The sequence below is a fragment of the Pseudomonas sp. 32_A genome (genome assembly GCF_017490905.1).
Classification (GTDB): domain Bacteria; phylum Pseudomonadota; class Gammaproteobacteria; order Pseudomonadales; family Pseudomonadaceae; genus Aquipseudomonas; species Aquipseudomonas inefficax.
In genome coordinates this window covers 25,180-43,515 of the sequence record NZ_JAFGYI010000029.1, presented here as the reverse complement: position 1 = coordinate 43,515, position 18,336 = coordinate 25,180, and the positions used below count along the sequence as shown (strand labels likewise).

Here is an 18,336-nt window from a genome sequence, read left to right as displayed (position 1 = left end):
GGGCCGGTAAAGCACAGAACCCGCTACCAGACAAGCTAACAGTTGTCGAGATATGGTTGGGCCAGTCCTTTGCGTATACTGCAACCTATGTTCGCCCACACTGCTTTGCGCCAGCGTTGCGCCAGATGGCTTTTCGCAACCGGACTCTTTCTGCTGCTCGGTGCCTGCGTTGAAAAACCCAGCACCCTCGAGCGCGTGAAGGAGGATGGCGTGCTGCGCGTGATCACCCGCAACAGCCCGGCCACCTACTTTCAGGACCGCAACGGCGAAACCGGCTTCGAATACGAGCTGGTCCAGCATTTCGCCGAGGATCTCGGCGTGAAGCTGCAGATCGAGACCGCCGACAACCTCGACGAGCTGTACGACAGCCTCGGCAAGCCCTCCGGCCCGGTGCTGGCGGCCGCCGGCCTGGTCACCAGCGAACGGCGCAAGGCCCAGGTCAGGTACTCCCACCCTTACCTGGAAGTGACCCCACAGGTCATCTACCGCAACGGCCGCACCCGCCCCACCAACGCCAAGGGCCTGGTCGGCAAGAAGATCATGGTGCTCAAGGGCAGCAGCCACGCCGACCAGCTGGCCGAGCTGAAAAAGCAGTATCCGGGCCTGGAATACGAAGAATCCGACGCCGTCGAGGTGGTCGACCTGCTGCGCATGGTCGACGAAGGCCAGATCGACCTGACCCTGGTCGACTCCAACGAGCTGGCGATGAACCAGGTGTACTTCCCCAACGTGCGGGTTGCCTTCGACCTGGGCGACACCCGCGACCAGCGCTGGGCGGTGGCGGCCGGTGAAGACAACAGCCTGCTCAACGAGGTCAACGAGTTCCTCGACAAGGCGCAGAAGAACGGCACCCTGCAACGCCTGAAGGACCGCTACTACGGCCATGTCGACGTACTGGGCTACGTGGGTGCCTACACCTTCGCCCAGCACCTGCAGCAGCGCCTGCCCAAGTACGAAAAGCACTTCAAGAGCTACGCCAAGGTAGAGCAGGTGGACTGGCGCCTGCTGGCTGCCATCGGCTACCAGGAATCGATGTGGCAGCCTGAGGTCACCTCCAAGACCGGCGTACGCGGCCTGATGATGCTGACCCAGCGCACCGCCCAGGCCATGGGCGTGTCCAACCGACTGGACCCGAAGCAGAGCATCCAGGGCGGCGCCAAATACTTCATGAAGATCAAGGAAGAGCTCGACGACAGCATCCAGGAACCGGACCGCACCTGGTTCGCCCTGGCCGCCTACAACGTCGGCAGCGGCCACCTGGAAGACGCCCGCACTCTGGCCAAGCGCGAGAAGCTCAACCCGAACAAATGGCTGGATGTGAAGAAGATGCTGCCGCGGCTGTCGCAGAAGCAGTGGTATCGGCAGACCAGGTACGGTTACGCCCGGGGCGGCGAGCCTGTGCACTTTGTGGCCAACATCCGTCGCTACTACGACATTCTTACCTGGGTGACCCAGCCGCAGCTGGAAGGCCAGGTGGCCGAAGGCAGCCTGCATGTGCCCGGGGTGAACAAGGACAAACCGGCGGAGCAGTCGCCGCCGATGTAAGCCTGCACGGGCCTCTTCGCGGGTAAACCCGCTCCCACAGGTACATCACAGGTTTTGGAGATAGTGGTATTCCTGTGGGAGCGGGTTTACCCGCGAAGGGGCCGAAACAGGTCAGGACTTGGCCCGGCGAGCCTTGAAGAAGTCGCTGAGGATCTGCCCGCACTCTTCCGCCAGCACCCCGCCCTCCACCATCACCCGGTGGTTCAGGAAGCCCTGCCCGAAGAACTGCCCCTGGCTCTGCACGATCCCCGCCTTGGGCTCCAGCGCGCCGTACACCACCCGCATGACCCGTGAATGCACGATCAGCCCCGCACACATGCTGCACGGTTCCAGGGTCACATACAGGGTGCTGCCGGGTAGCCGGTAGTTGCTGGCGGATTTCGCCGCCGCGCGAATGGCCACCATCTCGGCATGCGCACTGGGGTCACTGTCGATGATCGGCCGGTTGAAGCCCTGCCCGATCACCTGCCCATGCTGCACCAGCACCGCGCCCACCGGCACCTCGCCCATGCCTGCGCCTTCGGCGGCCAGGGCCAGGGCCAGGCGCATGAATTCCTGATCGCGACTGCGATCGATGATCTGCGGACGCATCAGACCACCGCGATCGCGGCCATCAGGCCGGTTTCCATGTGGTCGATGACATGGCAGTGGAACATCCAGGTGCCCGGGTTATCCGCCACCAGCGCCACCTGGGCGCGTTCGTTCTTGCCTAGCAGGTAGGTGTCGGTGAACCACGGCTCGGTGATGTCGTGGCGGTTGGAGGCGATCACCTTGAAGCTCATGCCGTGCAGGTGGATCGGGTGCTGGTACTGGGTCATGTTCTTCAGCTCGAAGATGTAGCTCTTGCCCTTCTGCAACGTGGCGATAGGGCGCTCGGCGCAGGTCTTGTCGGTGATGTCCCAGGCCTGGCCGTTGATCTGCCACATGCTCGACGGCTTATCCTGATCCGTAGTGACCGAGACTTTTGCCGCCCATTCGAAATTGAAGTTGAGCTTTTCGGCGTTTTCCAGATCCGGCTCGGCAATCGGGTTGGGCGGCAGCGCCGGCGGCCAGTCGCTCGGCGCGTCGTTGCTGGCTACCGAACGCAGGGTGCCCAGGCGCACGAAACCGTCGCGCAGGGAGATCTCCTGCCCCGCCTCGGGAATACGGATAGCCAGGCAGATGCGCATGCCTGGGCCGAGCCAGTAGTCATCGTCCAGTGGCCGCGGGGTTACCGGGTTGCCGTCCAGGGCATAGATTTTTGCCTCGCAGTTGCCCTTGAGGTTGATGCGGTAGGTCCAGGTGTTATCGAGGTTCAGCAGACGCACCCGCACCACCTGGCCGGCTGGCAACTCGGTGACTGAATCGGCCTGGCCATTGATGGTGATCAGGCGCCCGGCGGTGCCGTTGCGCGCGGCTTCTCGCGGAATGCTGAAAGGCAGCCAGGCCCCCTGCTCGTCCACGTGCCAGTTCTTCAGGCTCAGCGTGCGCTCATGCCTGAAGCCGGTCGGCTCGCGCTCCTCGACGATCAGCGGGCCGACCAGGCCACGGCCCAGCTCCTCGGAACTGCTGACATGCGGGTGGTACCAGTAGCTGCCGGCGTCCGGCACACGGAACTTGTAGTCGAAGTACTCGCCAGGCTTGACCGGCAGCTGCGACACATAGGGCACGCCGTCCATTTCCAGCGGCAGGCGAATGCCGTGCCAATGGATGGTGGTTTCAACCGGCAGGTGGTTGATGAAGCGCACCCGCAGCCAGGTGCCCTGGCGTACGCGCAACTCGGTACCCGGGGCAGACGGGCCGAAGGCCCAGGCCTCGGTCTTGAAGCCCGGCACCAGCTCGACGTCCAGCGGGGCGGCGATCAGCTCATAGTCATGCCCGGCGTTGTCATCTTCGACCTTGCCCAGCCAGTAACGCGCCGCGCCACCGGCGCCCAGGCCAACCACAACCAGGCCGGTCAGGCCCTTGAGCATTTGTCGACGGGTGAAGGACATCGGTGCGGGTACCTCGTGTTCTGCGCAATCAAGCTGCCAGCATGGCTGGCGATGAAGGGCGAATACGATACACCTGCAAATGGGAAATATTAAGTGAAGTCTCTTGCACTGCTTTCCGCAGCCTTGCCCTCGGCAGTATTGCCGGGGGCAGCACAGAGCGCGTTGAACCACTGCTGATCATCTGCGGCCGGCACCCGCAAGGCGGCCTGGAGCAGCTGCGGGTCGAGCAGGACGTTCAGGTTCTGCAGGCGCGTGGCGATTTCGGGGTGCGTATCGAACGGATGGGGGTTGGCCAGCCCCAGCACTTCCTCACCCAGTTGCAATGGCGTGCCTTGCAGGTGCGATGCCAGCGCCTGCAGCAGGTTGTTGCCACCGTGAGCGAGCAGCAAGCCGTCGATCACCCTGCCCAGGGCAATTGCCCGTAGCAGCGCCTGTACGAACAGCTTCGGGCCAGCGACCTCGGCACCGGCCCGATCAGCCAGCAATTCCTGTGCACGCCCCCAGTGATGAACCGCAATCTGGAAATGGTGCAAGAACTGCCCAGCCAGCCACAAGGTCGGCCGAACCACCCAGGGCGGAGCATCCTCGTCGCCGACCATCGCAGAATACTGCGCGCACATCAGGCTGAAACGCGCGCTGGTTTCGCTGCCTCGCTCCGTATCACGGCGCCTGAAATGACCCAGTTCGTGGCCGATGATCGAAGCCGCCTCGGCCTGGCTCAAGGCCGTCAGCAATGGTAGCGGCAGATACAACGTGCGCCCCGTGAGTACCTCCCCGCCGGGCTGCAGCAGGACCGGCACACTGGTGACGAAAAATCCCTGGTCAAGCCCGACCACGATATGGTCCGGGGCCGGCGCTTGCAGCTGCGTTGCCAAGGCCTCGATCCACTGCCACACCGCTGGCGTCGCCTGCCTGCCGAGCGGGCGGGCGAGAAACCTGGCAGTCGGAGACTGCATCAGCGGCCACTGCCTGCGCATTCGCCAGGCCTGGCGAACACACACAACCAGGACAGAGGCCAGCGGCAGCACCACGACCAGCACGCTCATGCCGCCCTGCGCTGCACGGCTCGCTCCGGAACTGGCCTCATAGAGCAACGCCAGGCACAGCGAACCGGCAAGCATGACCATGTAGATGCTCAAGCAACAGCCCAGGCCCTGCCAGCTGGCCATCATGCGCTCATTCAGGTAGGCCGCAGAGCGCAGCGCCCGCCAGGCGTCTGCCTTCAGCTTGAGCCAGGCCCAGAGGCCGACCAGCAAAGCAGCCAATGCCAGCCAGCAGCTCACGCTGGCCATCACTTTGCGTACGCTTACCCAGTGGCGATCCGCATCGAGCAGGTCCAGTTGGCGCTGCAGGGCCTGCCGCGGCTCGACATGCCTGGCAAGCTCCTTGCGGGCTTCCCACGGCAATTGCTGTAGCAACGCCTCGCTGGGGGCCGCCAGCCATTGCCGTATGGTGCGGGCCTGATCCTGCGCCGTGTCGGCCCGCCAGTACTGCACATTACCCCAGCCGAACAGCACCAGTGGCAACAGCAGCAGGATCAGGCCCCAACCGAAGCGCTTCATTGCTCCACAGCGCCGATGGTCACGCCCAGCCTCATCTGGCCGCTTCACCCAGGCGCGCCACGCCAGGAAACAGTTGCGCCAACGTGTGCCTGGCCTGGGCCGCTTGCAGATAGGCATAGAGCAGGTCCACCAGTTCCTGCAGGGCAAGGTGGCGCCCGGCTACGACAGGGGTGCACAACCACAAGCTGACGCGCAGTCCGCCCGCCACGGCTACAGCGTCAGGCGAGGCCAACGCCCTGAAACAGGCCGGCGCCAGCGTTGGCGCGCTGCCGGCCGCCGACACGGTAAAGATCAGGCGGGTGCTGAAATGTCGCTGCTCGACGTCGAAGCCGTCGAAGGCATGCAGGGGTGTCGGCGCCTGCGCATTGGCGAAGCACAGGCTATCGGGCGTAACGCTCAGCACCCGCTTGCCATGGCGGCGGTACAGCGCTGCGGCGCATGCCAGCGCCGCCGCCCCGGTGCCGGCCAGGCCGAGGCCGAAAGCAGAGAGCAGCCATATGGCGGCGCTGCTCGCCTGGGGGGCGAACAGTACCGCCAGCGCCATCAGCCATGCACCCAGCCCGGCAAACGACAGGCCGGTCAAGGCACAGGCCAGCGCCTTGCCAAGCGAGCGCTCGCGCAGTTCGAAGCCCTCGACAGGGCCATCGGCCTGCGCCTGCAGGTACGCCAGGTGGGCTTCGCGTTCGTCGTTATTCATCAGCCTGCAACAGATCCAGTTGCCGTTGCGCATGGGCCGCATCGCGGTAAGCCGCCAGCATTGCGAGCACTTCCTCGTTGTCCAGCTTGCGCCCATTGCTGGCCAGGCCTGCGGACATGATACGCACCTGCGGTCGCGGCTTTTTCAGCACCATGGCCTGGTTGCCGAAGAACTGCAGTTTCACCACGTGGTGCTTGGGAAGCACGGCTTCGCTGCTCATTTCCAGCGTCTGCACCGTGACCAGCCCTTCATCCTTGACCGAAACATCCTCCACTTCGGCCATGTCTACCGGGGCGTCCAGCGTATCGACGAACAACTGCCGGCGGGTCAGACGCATGAACACCTGGGTACCGGCATTGCGATGCTGCCAAGTCACCGCGGCGGCGATGAAGACCGTGAAGGCACAGGCTGCGACCGCACCCATGCGCTCCAGGTTGAAGCAGACGGCGGTCAGAATCAGCGAGCCCAGCAACAGTATCGGCCCCCAGACCCGATAACGCCGGGAATTGGTGAACTCGCTCTGCTCTGGCACACGCTCGATCACTTGCTTGAGTTCGGCGATTACCCGGTCGCGCTGGGCGGCACGGGATTGCTCGTAGTCCTGTCCGAGCGAACCGGACAGCTCGGACAGCGGGTCGTTGAACTCGCTCATGGTTATTGCGCCTCCTGCGTCGCCAGGTAATCGGTGAGGAATGCCTGGGCATTACCCTGATGCGACAGCCCTTCCGAATAGCCGACCTGCAGTGGCTGCACCTCACCCGGCAGATACAGTTCGCCACCCCAACTGCCCTGGATGATCAGCACCACGTATTTCTTGCCATCCACGGTGGTGGAGTAACGGGTATCCCGGCTGGTTTTCTCCACCTGCATTTTCTGGATGCGCATGTTCCAGTCGTGATCGACGCCTTCGATCTGCACCAGCGCTTCGTTTGCGGCGCGTTCACCGATGCGCAGCGTCCACACCTTGGCCCCTTGCGTGCCCATGTAGGCAACTACCTGGTCGGCCACCTCCGGCCGTTGTTCAGCGTGAACCTGGCCCAGCCACAGGCTGAGCGCAGCCACCAGCAGGGCAGTCCATTTACGATAAGCGAGCATGTGTTTTCCATCCTGAAGCGGAACAAACGCCCATTGAAATAAGCCTGGCCCGCACTGCCAACCCCGTTGACCGGTTCGCACAACAGACAGCGCCCTGCGCACAATGGCTGTCGCTGAAAATGTGCACGCGTTACCATTTCCGGCCATGCCGCCCGCTGCCAAGGATGCCTAGCGCCCATGCGATCTATCAGCCCCTACCTCGATACCGCTTTTTCATTCGATAGCCCCGGGTCACTCGCCGAGGCCGGCGTACTGGACGCAAGCAGCGCACGAGTGATGGGTAGCGCGACCGGCCACTATCGGGCGCAGACGGTACACGGCGGGTTGCAGTACTTCGATTGCAACCTGCAATTTCCGGAGCCGCTGAGGATCGACAAGGTGCTGCAGCAAAGCCTGTGCATCGTGCAGGTGTTCGACGGGGCGTGGCAGCACACGGTGGACGGAAAGCTCAACAGTTATGCCCCTGGTCAGTTGCACATGCTGGGCCTCGGTGAAAGCCTGGAGGCGCAGGACCAATTGCCCGCCAACAGCCACGCCCGCATGGCCGGGGTGCGTATTGCCGGCGATTACCTGCACGAGCTGGCCCGGGACGATGCGCAACTGATGCCGCTGCTGGCCCTTGCCGCCGATGGCATGCGCTTCGACCAGTTGCCGCAGTGGCCAACAATAAGCCGCCTGTTCCAGCAGCTGTATCTATCGCCCTACACGGGCGCACTCAGGCGCCTGCATTGCGAAAGCCTGAGCCTGGCCATCGTGCTGGAGCTGGCCAGCCACCTGATCGGCCACAGGCCGGCCGAAAAGCCCCAGGACCGGGGGCACCGCGATTTGGCCATTGAAACGCGTCGCCAGCTTGATGCAAACCTGAATGCCCCGCCCACTGCTGCAAGCCTTGCTCGCCAACTGGGGGTGAGCGAGACCACCTTGCGCCGCGCATTCAGCCATGAGTACGGCCGGTCGCTCCTGCAGTATGTGCGGCAACAGAGAATGGAACTGGCCCGCGCCCTGCTGCTGGAACGTCGCTGGCAGGTTTCGCAGGTTGCCTATCAGGTCGGCTACGCCAACCCTGCCAATTTCTGCCATGCCTACAAGGCGTATTTCGGGCGTTCTCCCGGGGCTGAATAGGGTTTTACCGGATAAAAAAACGGGCCTGCAATGCAGGCCCGTTTCATCAACCGCGAGGTGGGATCATTCCCACTCGATGGTCGCCGGCGGCTTGCTCGACACGTCGTAGGTAACGCGCGAGATACCGTCGATTTCGTTGATGATACGGCCGCTGACGGTTTCCAGCAGCTCGTACGGCAGGTGCGCCCAACGTGCGGTCATGAAGTCCACGGTCTCGACGGCGCGCAGGGCCACGACCCAGGCGTAGCGACGGCCATCGCCAACGACGCCGACCGACTTGACCGGCTGGAACACCACGAATGCCTGGCTGGTCTTGTGGTACCAGTCGGCCTTGCGCAGCTCTTCGATGAAGATGTGGTCGGCGCGACGCAGGATGTCGGCGTATTCCTTCTTCACTTCACCGAGGATGCGCACGCCCAGGCCCGGGCCCGGGAATGGGTGGCGGTAGACCATGTCGTACGGCAGGCCCAGCTCCAGGCCGATCTTGCGTACTTCGTCCTTGAACAGCTCACGCAGCGGCTCGACCAGCTTGAGGTTCATTTCCTCCGGCAGGCCACCGACGTTGTGGTGCGACTTGATCACGTGGGCCTTGCCGCTCTTGGCGCCAGCCGACTCGATCACGTCCGGGTAGATGGTGCCTTGGGCGAGGAACTGGATGTTTTCCAGCTTGCTGGCTTCGGCATCGAACACGTCGATGAAGGTGCGGCCGATGATCTTGCGCTTCTTCTCCGGGTCGGCTTCGCCGGCCAGGTTGTCGAGGAACTGCTTCTCGGCGTCGGCGCGGATGACCTTGACGCCCATGTTCTCCTTGAACATGGCCATCACCTGGTCGCCTTCGTGCAGGCGCAGCAGGCCGTTGTCGACAAATACGCAGGTCAGCTGGTCGCCGATGGCGCGGTGCAGCAGCGCGGCAACAACCGAGCTGTCGACGCCGCCGGACAGGCCCAGCAGGACGTTGGCCGAACCGACCTGCTCACGCACCTGGGCAATGGCGTCTTCGACGATGTTGGACGGAGTCCACAGGGCTTCACAGCCGCAGATGTCCTGCACGAAGCGGGACAGGATGCGACCGCCCTGCTTGGTGTGGGTCACTTCCGGGTGGAACTGCACGCCGTAGTAGCCGCGCGCGTCGTCGAACATGCCGGCGATCGGGCAGCTCGGGGTGCTGGCCAGCACGTGGAAGTTGCCCGGCATCTGGGTGACCTTGTCGCCGTGGCTCATCCACACGTCCAGGCCCAGTACGCCGTCAGCGTCGATGTGGTCTTCGATGCCGTCGAGCAGGCGGCTCTTGCCGACCACGTCCACACGGGCATAACCGAATTCACGCAGGTCGGAACCTTCGACCTTGCCGCCCATCTGCTCGGCCATGGTCTGCATGCCGTAGCAGATGCCCAGCACTGGTACGTTCAGGTCGAACACCGCCTGCGGGGCGCGCGGGCTGTTGGCTTCGTGGACCGACTCGGGGCCGCCGGCGAGGATGATGCCGCGCGGGTTGAATTCGCGGATCGCTTCATCGTCCATGTCGAATGGATGCAGCTCGCAGTACACGCCGATTTCGCGCACGCGGCGGGCGATCAGCTGGGTGTACTGGGAACCGAAATCGAGGATCAGGATGCGGTGAGCGTGAATGTCGAGGGCCATGACTCAATCTCGTCAGTGGAAATCGGAAACGACGCGGGGCTGTCACGACAGCCCCGCATGCTTGAATTGCCAGAAGCCTCAGCCTACGCGGTAGTTAGGGGCTTCTTTGGTGATCTGCACGTCATGCACGTGGGACTCGGCCATGCCGGCACCGGTGATGCGCACGAATTCCGGCTTGGTGCGCATCTCTTCGATGGTTGCGCTGCCGGTGTAGCCCATGGACGAACGCAGGCCGCCCATCAGCTGGTGGATGATCGCGGCCAGCGCGCCCTTGTAGGGAACACGGCCTTCGATGCCTTCCGGTACCAGCTTCTCGGCACCGGCCGAGGAGTCCTGGAAGTAGCGGTCAGACGAGCCTTGCGCCTGTGCCATGGCACCCAGCGAGCCCATGCCACGGTAGGCCTTGTAGGAACGGCCCTGGAACAGTTCGACTTCACCCGGTGCCTCTTCGGTACCGGCGAACATAGAACCCATCATCACGCAGGAAGCACCGGCGACGATGGCCTTGGACAGGTCACCCGAGAAGCGGATGCCGCCGTCGGCGATCAGCGGCACGCCAGTGCCTTCCAGCGCAGCGGCAACGTTGGCGATGGCGCTGATTTGCGGCACGCCGACACCGGCAACGATACGGGTGGTGCAGATCGAGCCTGGGCCGATACCGACCTTGACCGCGTCAGCGCCAGCTTCGGCCAGCGCCTTGGCGGCAGCGCCGGTGGCGATGTTGCCGCCGATCACCTGCACTTGCGGGTAGGTTTCCTTGACCCAGCGAACGCGGTCGATCACACCTTTGGAGTGACCGTGGGCGGTGTCGACCACAACCACGTCAACACCAGCAGCCACCAGGGCGGCAACGCGCTCGCCGGTGTCCTTGCCGGTGCCGACCGCGGCGCCGACGCGCAGACGACCCTGGTCGTCCTTGCTGGCCAGCGGGTAGGCCTTGGCCTTTTCGATGTCCTTGACGGTCATCATGCCCTTGAGGTTGAACTTGTCGTCGACGATCAGGACTTTTTCCAGGCGGTGCTTGTGCAGCAGCTCGCGGACTTCGTTCTTGTCGGCGCCTTCGCGGACGGTGACCAGACGCTCTTTCGGGGTCATCACGTCGCGGACCTTGGCATCCAGGCGGCTTTCGAAGCGCACGTCACGAGAAGTGACGATGCCGACCAGGTCGCCGTTCGCCAGCACCGGTACACCGGAGATGTTGTTCAGGCGGGTCAGGTCGAACAGGTCGCGCACGGTGGCGTCGGCGTCGATGGTGATCGGGTCCTTGACCACGCCAGCCTCGAACTTCTTGACCTTGCGCACTTCGCTGGCCTGCTGTTCGATGGTCATGTTCTTGTGGATGATGCCGATGCCGCCTTCCTGGGCCATGGCAATGGCCAGGCGCGCTTCGGTCACGGTATCCATGGCAGCGGAAACCAGCGGAATGTTCAGCTCGATGCCGCGGGTCAAACGGGTCTTGAGACTGACTTCATTGGGCAGTACCTCGGAATAGCCAGGTACAAGGAGGATATCGTCGAAGGTCAGGGCTTCTTGGCTGATACGCAGCATCGCGGGGGCTCCCGGGCGGGAAAAATGGAAGCGCGCCATTATACTCATGCACGGCGCGCCGCTCAATGCAAAATAAGGGCCTTCGGTCAGCCTTGTGGCAGTTTTACCTGTACCACGGCCACCGGCTGGTCGAGCCAGTCGGCGAAGCTGTCGAGAAAGGCCTGGGTAAACCCGGCCTCGCCCCAGTTGTTGAAGATGAACCCCAGGTTGGAAAAGGCACATGGCTGCAGGTAAATGAAGCCATTGATGTCATCTTCGAACCCGCACAACGGGCAGGTGAAGTTGTCGCTCACCGCCGGCATCCATTCTTCCAGGCTTTCGAACAGCGGCTCGCCCACCTCGCGCCGGCACTCGGGGCAACCGGCCTCTTCGAGGAAACCTTCGGTAGGGGTATAGATGCAGCGTTTGAGCATCACCTCCAGGCCGTTGACTTGCTCGCCGAAGGGCAGTTTTTGCGGGTGCAGGGCCACTTTGCGGGCCCCTTCGGCCAGGGCATGGCCCATGCGGTTGCCGGTGCGGCCACAGGTGGTCAGCTGTTCCTCGACCACTTTCTCGCGCACCAGCCAGCGCAGGATGGCGCGGGCACGGGCTTCGTGCACCGGGACGGTAGACAGCTTGGGAACGATGATGCTCTGGGTGTTCATGAACGGGACAAGCCTGAAAAACTGCGGTAATGGCGCAATTCTACCGCCTGCTCAGGCGCTGAGATAGCGACCGATCAACGCCAGGCCGCTGGCCAGCACCAGCCACGTGACCAGGCGCACGAAGGCTTCGCGGGACAGCCGATGGGTAAGCCTGCGCCCCGCCCAGAGGCCGACAAGCATGACCGGCAACAGGCAGGCGGCGAGCAGCAGCAGGCTTGGGTCGGCATACACGCCAGCGATCAGGAACAGCGTCAGACGCACCACGGTACTGCAACTGATCAGCGCGCTCTGGGTGGCGCGTACCTGCTCCTTGGCCTCCAGCCGGGCACTCAGGTACAGCGCATAAAGGAAGCCGCCGCTGCCGAACAAGGCACCGAACAGCCCGCCTGCCGTACCCATGGGCATTGCCCAGAAACCGGACAGGCTGGCCGGCCGCACCTTCACCGCTAGCCCGTACACGGCATAGGCCGTGACGAACAGGCCCATCAGCAGCAGCAACAGGTCGGACTTCAGCTGCAGCAGGAATACCACACCCAGCGTGCAGCCAATGGCCATGAACGGCAGTAGCCGCAGCAGTTCGCTGCGCACGACATCGCGGCGCGAGGGCAACAGGTTGCCGAAGGCTGCGACGAAGTCCAGCAGCACCAGCAGCGGAATGATCCGCGACAGCGGCATGAAGTGGATCAGCACTGGGCCGGCCACCAGCGCGGTGCCGAAGCCGGCGATACCGAAGACGATGTAGGCAACGCCGACACCAAGCAGGATGGGTAGCCAGTCAAGGCCGGAAAACGATAGTTGGGCGAGCATGGCAACGATTCCTCGGAAGACAGGCAAAGGTTAGCCAGCCACGAGCCATGCCGACTAATATGCCTTTATCGCCACACCCATCTCGAAAAGGCATGACATGACGTCGATTCGCCAGTTGCGTTACTTCGTGGAAATCGCCGAATGCGGCAGCTTCAGCGCTGCCGCCGAGCGGCTGTACATCGCCCAGTCGGCGCTGAGCCGACAGATCAAGGAGTTGGAGCAGCAACTGGGTACGCCACTGTTCGAGCGCACCGCGCGTCTGCCACGCCTGACCCTGGCCGGCCAGGCTTTGCTGGAACGGGCACGGCGCTTGCTGGCCGACCTGGCGCAGGCCGAGCGGGTGACCCGCGACATTGGTGAAGGGCTGCAGGGCAGCCTGCGCCTGAACCACTCCAGTACCGTACCGCTGACCGGCCCGCTGCTGGCTCGCCTGGGCGGCTACTTGCGCGACAACCCAGGGGTTTCACTGGAAATTGCCCAGCAGTCGTCGGAGGCGCAACTGGAGGATATTGCTGATGGACGCCTGGATATCGGCCTGCTGCGTTTGCCTGTGTTGCGACAGCATGAAGGGGTGCTGCTGCATGAACTGTTCAGCGAGCCACTGCTGCTGGCGGTTGCCGACGGGCATCCACTGGCTGGTGCGGCACAGGTGAGGCTTGAGCAGTTGCGCGAGGAGCGCTTCATTTCCATTCCGCACCGGGACCGTGGTGGGCTGAGCTACCTGTCGGCCTCGATGTGCATGGAGGCGGGCTTTTTCCCGCGCGCGGCGCAGGTGCTGTCGCGCAAGACCACCCAGTTGCAGCTGATTCAGGCGGGGTTTGGGGTGGCGTTGTTGCCGGAATGCATGCGTGAAATTGCGCCTGCCTCAGTCAGCTTCGTGGCGCTGGAGGGAGGGTGTGAGAGTACTGTGGCGATGGCTTGCAGGCGGGATGCAGGTTCGATGGTGCGCCAGTTCGTGACGGCGATGCAGGCCTGAAGGGCCGGCCCCATAGAACTGCACATAACTCATTGAATTGGCAGGGGCCCTGTGGGAGCGGCTTTAGCCGCGAACACCGGCGCAGCCGGTGCCATGCACCGCGTTGGATTCTTCGCGGCTAAAGCCGCCCCCACAGGGTATGCGGATTGCTTGCACTTTCAGTTATCTACGCGACAGCGCAGCCCAAAGGGCTGGGCCGGCGACAGGGCCAGGACAGACAACCGGGGCCGATGTCCTTTATGATGCCCGCCATGATCAGAGACCCTTTCGAACGACTCGGCCTGGACCGCGAGGTCCTTACCGTCAGCCAACTCAACGGCCGCGCCCGTGTGCTGCTGGAAGACGTGTTCCGCAGCGTGTGGGTGGAAGGCGAGATATCCAACCTCGCCCGCCCTGCGTCCGGCCACATGTACTTCACCCTGAAGGACAGCGGCGCGCAGGTGCGCTGCGCGCTGTTCCGGCAGAACGCCACGCGGGTGCGCCAGGCCCTGCGCGACGGCCTGGCGGTGCGGGTACGCGGCAAGGTTTCGCTGTTCGAGGGGCGTGGCGATTACCAGCTGATTCTCGACACTGTCGAGCCGGCCGGCGACGGCGCCCTGCGCCTGGCCTTCGAGGCACTGAAAGAGAAGCTGGGTGCCGAGGGGCTGTTCAGCGCCGAACGCAAGCGGCCGCTGCCGGCCCACCCGCAGCGCATCGGCATCATCACCTCGCCCACTGGCGCGGTGATCCGCGACATCATCAGTGTGTTCGGTCGCCGTGCCCCGCAGGTGGAACTGAACCTGATCCCCACCGCAGTACAGGGCCGCGAAGCCATCGCCCAGATCGTGCGCGCCATCCGCCTGGCCGACAGCCTCGGGTTCGATGCGCTGATCCTGGCCCGGGGCGGCGGCTCGCTGGAGGACTTGTGGTGCTTCAACGAAGAAGCCGTGGCGCGGGCCGTGGCTGCCTGTGTCACGCCGATTGTCAGCGCTGTAGGCCATGAGACCGATGTATCGATCAGCGACTTCGTCGCCGACATGCGCGCCCCCACACCCTCTGCCGCAGCCGAACTGCTGGCCCCCGACAACAGTGGCCTGCAGCAACGGCTGGATGGCCTGCAACGGCGCCTGTTGCTGCGCATGCAGAACCGCCTTACCCACGACCGCCTGCGCCTGGAGTCGCTGACCCGACGCCTGCGCCACCCGGGCGAGCGCCTGCGCCAGCAGGCCCAGCGTCTGGACGACCTGGACATGCGCCTGCGCCGTGCATTCATGCTCAACCTCAACCAGCGCCATCAGCTGCTGGCACGCCTGGACACCCGCCTGGCCGCGCAGCACCCGGGGCGCACCCTGAAACTGCTGGGCCAACGCCTGGACAGCCTGGCCGAGCGCCTGCCACGGGCGATGCGCGAAGTGCTGAAGGACCGCCGCCAGCGCTTCCAGGCCCAGTTGCAGACGCTGCAGGTGGTCAGCCCGCTGGCCACCCTCGCCCGCGGCTACAGCATTCTGCTGGACGAACAGGGCCAGGCCATCCGCAGCGCCGAACAGACCCGCAACGGCCAGCGCCTGACCGCCCGCCTGAACGAAGGCGAGCTTTTGGTGCGAGTCGAAGACAACCACCTGACCCCGGTCACCCTCTCACTTCTGGACTGACACATGCCCCGCCTGCTCGCGCCCCTGCTTGCCCTTTCCCTCCTGCTGCTGACCGGTGGCGCCCAGGCCAGCTACATCACCCGCACGCTGAACAAGCCGGTACCCGGCGGCGTGGCGGTGGTCGACCTTGGCCCCGCAGCCAGCGCGCCCAGCGCCCGCTTCGACGGCAAACCGGTGCTGGTGGTGAAGGAGCAGGACAACTGGCTGGCCATCGTCGGCATCCCGTTGACCCAAAAGCCCGGCACTGCGGTGCTGAGCCAGGGCGGCCGTACCCTGCCTTTCAGCGTAGGTAGTAAAAAGTACCCCGAGCAGCGCATCACCCTGAAGAACACCCGCCAGGTCAACCCGAACCCGGCCGACCTCAAGCGCATCGACCGTGAGCTGGCCGAGCAGATAAAGGCTTACCGCAGCTTCAGCCCCACCCTGCCCAGCAACCTGATCCTCGACAAGCCGGTAAGCGGCCCGCTGTCGAGCAAGTTCGGCGTGCGCCGCTTCTTCAATGGCGAAGAACGCAACCCGCATGCCGGGCTGGATTTCGCGGTGCCGGCAGGCACGCCAATCAAGACCCCGGCCAATGGCAAGGTGATCCTGGTGGGCGATTACTTCTTCAATGGCCGCACGGTGTTCGTCGACCACGGACAGGGCTTCATCAGCATGTTCTGCCATATGTCGAAGATCGATGTGCAGGTTGGGCAGCAGCTGCGCCGGGGCGAAGTGGTCGGGCGTGTGGGCTCGACCGGGCGGGCTACCGGGCCGCACATGCACTGGAACGTCAGCCTGAATGATGCGCGGGTGGATCCGGCGATATTCATTGGGGCGTTCCAGCCCTGAGATCTGAGTTGGCAGTACTGGCCCTTTCGCGGGTAAACCCGCTCCCACAGGGATAGCGCTGCACCTGTGGGAGCGGGTTTACCCGCGAAAGGGCCAGCACAGTCGACATCAGTTCAACTGTGTTGCGCCATCGAAAAATACCGCGCAAAAATAAAGAAGCACTCAGTAAAATAAAGCCATAAAATCTCGCCTATTGGTATTTTTTAAGCATTCCTCTCAATTTTTTCTGAACGCTTGCCATCCCCCACCCCACTGGTTAGGGTTGAAAGCATGAAAACCTTCAGCACCCTCATCCTGCTCCGACAACATCGCAGCCTCTGCCTGGTCAGCGCCCGACTACCAGGCTGAATCGCGTCGCCTCGCCTTTACATCTCGTTATCGCCCGGCAGGCCCGATCTCGGCCGCACACAAAAGGATTGCTTCCATGACCATGCTCAAAGACCCTTCGAAGAAATACCGCGCTTTCCCGACCATCGACCTGCCTGACCGTACCTGGCCGTCGAAGACCATCACTGCCGCACCAATCTGGTGTAGTTCCGACCTGCGTGATGGCAACCAGTCGCTGATCGAGCCAATGGATTCGGAGAAGAAGCTGCGTTTCTGGAAGACCCTGGTGCAGGTTGGCGTGAAGGAAATCGAAGCCTCGTTCCCGTCCGCCTCGCAGACCGATTTCGACTTCGTGCGCATGCTGATCGAAGACGGCCACATCCCGGACGACACTACCATCCAGGTGCTCACCCAGGCCCGTGAAGACCTCATCGCCCGCACCTTCGAATCGCTGCGCGGGGCGAAAAAGGCCATCGTCCACCTGTACAACGCCACCAGCCCGTCGTTCCGCCGCATCGTCTTCAACCAGGACAAGCAAGGCGTGAAGGACATTGCGGTGAACGCAGCCAAGCTGTTCGTCAAGTACGCCGCCCAGCAGCCGGAAACCCAGTGGACCTTCCAGTACTCGCCGGAAACCTTCAGCGCCACCGAGATGGAGTTCGCCAAGGAAGTCTGCGACGCGGTGATCGAGGTGTGGAACCCGACGCCTGAGCACAAGATCATCCTCAACCTGCCGGCCACCGTGGAAGTGTCCACGCCGAACATCTACGCCGACCAGATCGAGTGGTTCTGCCGTAATGTCAGCCGTCGCGACAGCGTAATCATCAGCCTGCACTGCCACAACGACCGTGGCACTGGCATTGCCGCCACCGAGCTGGGCCTCATGGCCGGTGCCGATCGCGCCGAAGGCTGCCTGTTCGGCAACGGCGAGCGTACCGGTAACGTCGACCTGGTGACCCTGGCATTGAACCTCTACACCCAGGGCATCGACCCGCTGCTGGACTTTTCCGACATCGACGGCGTGCGCAAGGTGGTCGAAGAGTGCAACCAGCTGCCGGTGCACCCACGCCACCCATACGTGGGCGACCTGGTCCACACCGCGTTCTCCGGCTCGCACCAGGACGCGATCCGCAAGGGCTTCGCCAAGCAGCAGGAAGGCGAGCTGTGGGAAGTCCCTTACTTGCCGATCGACCCGGCCGACATCGGTCGCAGCTACGAGGCAGTGATCCGCGTCAACAGCCAGTCGGGCAAAGGCGGTATCACCTACCTGCTCGAACAGGAATACGGCATCAGCCTGCCACGCCGCATGCAGATCGAATTCAGCCAGGTGGTACAGGGTGAAACCGACCGCCTGGGCCTGGAAATGACCGCCCAGCAGATCTACAGCCTGTTGCACAAGGAATACCTCCAGGCCAACGCCCCTTACGCGCTGGTCAGCCATCGCCTGCAGGAAGAGAACGGCCATAGTGCCGTGGAAGTGGAAGTCGCCGGTGAAGGCGAAACCACCCTGCACTGGCGTGGCAAGGGCAACGGCGCCCTGGAGGCGCTGGTGGCCGGCCTGCCGATTGCCGTGGAGATCATGGATTACAACGAGCATGCGATTGGCGCCGGTACCAATGCCAAGGCGGCGGCCTACATCGAACTGCGCGTGGCCGGTGGCCGCCCGGTACATGGCGTGGGCATCGATGAAAACATCACCACGGCCAGTTTCAAGGCACTGTTCAGCGCACTGAACCGCTCGCTGAGCCAGCAGGAAGCCAAGGCAGCCTGAGCCCTGGTGTGATTAATGAAGAAGCCCGCATCGTTTGATGCGGGCTTTTTTGTGTGCCTGTGCCGGCCTCTTCGCGGGTGAACCCGCTCCCACAGGGATCGCGCTGCACTCAGCAACTGTACAGTACCTGTGGGAGCGGGTTCACCCGCGAAAGGGCCGGTACAGG

The 18,336-nt window shown here is 63.7% G+C and carries 16 protein-coding genes; 6 read left to right on the top strand and 10 right to left on the bottom strand.

The features are described 5' to 3' along the window. The first annotated feature begins 87 nt into the window (after positions 1–87). Positions 88–1,545, top strand: a complete 1,458-nt coding sequence (gene mltF, locus J5M58_RS17850) for a membrane-bound lytic murein transglycosylase MltF (protein WP_112250883.1) — start codon at positions 88–90, stop codon at positions 1,543–1,545. A 111-nt stretch (positions 1,546–1,656) separates the two neighbouring features. On the opposite strand, the gene tadA is transcribed toward mltF, so the two are convergent. The 6 genes from tadA to J5M58_RS17820 all read right to left on the bottom strand — a co-directional run bounded on the left by tadA (position 1,657) and on the right by J5M58_RS17820 (position 6,872). Beyond that, positions 1,657–2,136 carry a tRNA adenosine(34) deaminase TadA gene (gene tadA / locus J5M58_RS17845; RefSeq protein ID WP_207878933.1) on the bottom strand — a complete coding sequence of 160 codons (480 nt, stop codon included), beginning with the start codon at positions 2,134–2,136 and terminating at the stop codon, positions 1,657–1,659. Next, the gene (locus tag J5M58_RS17840; RefSeq protein ID WP_207878932.1) at positions 2,136–3,518 is read right to left on the bottom strand and encodes a multicopper oxidase family protein; all 1,383 of its coding nucleotides are present in this window, start codon (positions 3,516–3,518) and stop codon (positions 2,136–2,138) included. Before J5M58_RS17840 ends, tadA begins: the two co-directional genes overlap by 1 nt. Before the next feature lie 89 nt (positions 3,519–3,607). Then, the gene (locus tag J5M58_RS17835) at positions 3,608–5,080 is read right to left on the bottom strand and encodes a M48 family metallopeptidase (RefSeq protein WP_112250880.1); all 1,473 of its coding nucleotides are present in this window, start codon (positions 5,078–5,080) and stop codon (positions 3,608–3,610) included. Positions 5,081–5,111: 31 nt separating this feature from the next. Further along, complete coding sequence (locus J5M58_RS17830; RefSeq protein WP_207878931.1) at positions 5,112–5,777, bottom strand: hypothetical protein; 666 nt, start codon at positions 5,775–5,777, stop codon at positions 5,112–5,114. Further along, positions 5,770–6,429, bottom strand: coding sequence for a hypothetical protein (locus tag J5M58_RS17825; RefSeq protein ID WP_112251139.1), 660 nt, complete (start codon positions 6,427–6,429; stop codon positions 5,770–5,772). Before J5M58_RS17825 ends, J5M58_RS17830 begins: the two co-directional genes overlap by 8 nt. A gap of 2 nt (positions 6,430–6,431) precedes the next feature. Continuing rightward, positions 6,432–6,872 (bottom strand): hypothetical protein, encoded by a 441-nt coding sequence (locus tag J5M58_RS17820; RefSeq protein WP_112250879.1) that lies wholly within the window; start codon positions 6,870–6,872, stop codon positions 6,432–6,434. Positions 6,873–7,049: 177 nt separating this feature from the next. Between J5M58_RS17820 and J5M58_RS17815 the strand changes: the two genes are divergently transcribed. Then, positions 7,050–7,994 carry an AraC family transcriptional regulator gene (locus tag J5M58_RS17815; RefSeq protein WP_207878929.1) on the top strand — a complete coding sequence of 315 codons (945 nt, stop codon included), beginning with the start codon at positions 7,050–7,052 and terminating at the stop codon, positions 7,992–7,994. 63 nt (positions 7,995–8,057) lie between these two features. Here the strand turns inward: J5M58_RS17815 and guaA are convergent, their stop codons facing one another. The 4 genes from guaA to J5M58_RS17795 all read right to left on the bottom strand — a co-directional run bounded on the left by guaA (position 8,058) and on the right by J5M58_RS17795 (position 12,634). Further along, positions 8,058–9,635: a glutamine-hydrolyzing GMP synthase gene (guaA, locus tag J5M58_RS17810; protein ID WP_013971139.1), complete on the bottom strand. Its 1,578-nt coding sequence runs from the start codon at positions 9,633–9,635 to the stop codon at positions 8,058–8,060. A gap of 78 nt (positions 9,636–9,713) precedes the next feature. After that, positions 9,714–11,183, bottom strand: coding sequence for an IMP dehydrogenase (gene guaB, locus J5M58_RS17805; protein WP_013971138.1), 1,470 nt, complete (start codon positions 11,181–11,183; stop codon positions 9,714–9,716). Between the two features lie 86 nt (positions 11,184–11,269). Next, complete coding sequence (locus J5M58_RS17800) at positions 11,270–11,827, bottom strand: sugar ABC transporter ATPase (protein WP_112250875.1); 558 nt, start codon at positions 11,825–11,827, stop codon at positions 11,270–11,272. 51 nt (positions 11,828–11,878) lie between these two features. Continuing rightward, on the bottom strand, positions 11,879–12,634 hold the full coding sequence (locus tag J5M58_RS17795) for a sulfite exporter TauE/SafE family protein (protein ID WP_112250873.1): 756 nt from the start codon (positions 12,632–12,634) through the stop codon (positions 11,879–11,881). Positions 12,635–12,731: 97 nt separating this feature from the next. Between J5M58_RS17795 and J5M58_RS17790 the strand changes: the two genes are divergently transcribed. The 4 genes from J5M58_RS17790 (at position 12,732) to leuA (ending at position 18,170) form a co-directional block, all read left to right on the top strand. Continuing rightward, the gene (locus J5M58_RS17790) at positions 12,732–13,610 is read left to right on the top strand and encodes a LysR family transcriptional regulator (protein ID WP_207878928.1); all 879 of its coding nucleotides are present in this window, start codon (positions 12,732–12,734) and stop codon (positions 13,608–13,610) included. A 251-nt stretch (positions 13,611–13,861) separates the two neighbouring features. After that, the gene (gene xseA / locus J5M58_RS17785) at positions 13,862–15,241 is read left to right on the top strand and encodes an exodeoxyribonuclease VII large subunit (protein WP_112251138.1); all 1,380 of its coding nucleotides are present in this window, start codon (positions 13,862–13,864) and stop codon (positions 15,239–15,241) included. 3 nt (positions 15,242–15,244) lie between these two features. Continuing rightward, entirely contained in the window at positions 15,245–16,072 is an 828-nt protein-coding gene (locus J5M58_RS17780; protein WP_112250869.1) for a M23 family metallopeptidase, read from the top strand. 424 nt (positions 16,073–16,496) lie between these two features. Beyond that, positions 16,497–18,170 carry a 2-isopropylmalate synthase gene (gene leuA / locus J5M58_RS17775; protein ID WP_112250867.1) on the top strand — a complete coding sequence of 558 codons (1,674 nt, stop codon included), beginning with the start codon at positions 16,497–16,499 and terminating at the stop codon, positions 18,168–18,170. The last annotated feature ends 166 nt before the right edge of the window (positions 18,171–18,336 follow it).

What these genes read in the sequence shown, in the direction of transcription:
- mltF (WP_112250883.1), top strand. Translation starts at nt 88, where the DNA reads ATGTTCGCCCACACTGCTTTGCGCCAGCGTTGCGCCAGATGGCTTTTC.
- tadA (WP_207878933.1), bottom strand. Translation starts at nt 2,136, where the DNA reads ATGCGTCCGCAGATCATCGATCGCAGTCGCGATCAGGAATTCATGCGC.
- J5M58_RS17840 (WP_207878932.1), bottom strand. Translation starts at nt 3,518, where the DNA reads ATGTCCTTCACCCGTCGACAAATGCTCAAGGGCCTGACCGGCCTGGTT.
- J5M58_RS17835 (WP_112250880.1), bottom strand. Translation starts at nt 5,080, where the DNA reads ATGAAGCGCTTCGGTTGGGGCCTGATCCTGCTGCTGTTGCCACTGGTG.
- J5M58_RS17830 (WP_207878931.1), bottom strand. Translation starts at nt 5,777, where the DNA reads ATGAATAACGACGAACGCGAAGCCCACCTGGCGTACCTGCAGGCGCAG.
- J5M58_RS17825 (WP_112251139.1), bottom strand. Translation starts at nt 6,429, where the DNA reads ATGAGCGAGTTCAACGACCCGCTGTCCGAGCTGTCCGGTTCGCTCGGA.
- J5M58_RS17820 (WP_112250879.1), bottom strand. Translation starts at nt 6,872, where the DNA reads ATGCTCGCTTATCGTAAATGGACTGCCCTGCTGGTGGCTGCGCTCAGC.
- J5M58_RS17815 (WP_207878929.1), top strand. Translation starts at nt 7,050, where the DNA reads ATGCGATCTATCAGCCCCTACCTCGATACCGCTTTTTCATTCGATAGC.
- guaA (WP_013971139.1), bottom strand. Translation starts at nt 9,635, where the DNA reads ATGGCCCTCGACATTCACGCTCACCGCATCCTGATCCTCGATTTCGGT.
- guaB (WP_013971138.1), bottom strand. Translation starts at nt 11,183, where the DNA reads ATGCTGCGTATCAGCCAAGAAGCCCTGACCTTCGACGATATCCTCCTT.
- J5M58_RS17800 (WP_112250875.1), bottom strand. Translation starts at nt 11,827, where the DNA reads ATGAACACCCAGAGCATCATCGTTCCCAAGCTGTCTACCGTCCCGGTG.
- J5M58_RS17795 (WP_112250873.1), bottom strand. Translation starts at nt 12,634, where the DNA reads ATGCTCGCCCAACTATCGTTTTCCGGCCTTGACTGGCTACCCATCCTG.
- J5M58_RS17790 (WP_207878928.1), top strand. Translation starts at nt 12,732, where the DNA reads ATGACGTCGATTCGCCAGTTGCGTTACTTCGTGGAAATCGCCGAATGC.
- xseA (WP_112251138.1), top strand. Translation starts at nt 13,862, where the DNA reads ATGATCAGAGACCCTTTCGAACGACTCGGCCTGGACCGCGAGGTCCTT.
- J5M58_RS17780 (WP_112250869.1), top strand. Translation starts at nt 15,245, where the DNA reads ATGCCCCGCCTGCTCGCGCCCCTGCTTGCCCTTTCCCTCCTGCTGCTG.
- leuA (WP_112250867.1), top strand. Translation starts at nt 16,497, where the DNA reads ATGACCATGCTCAAAGACCCTTCGAAGAAATACCGCGCTTTCCCGACC.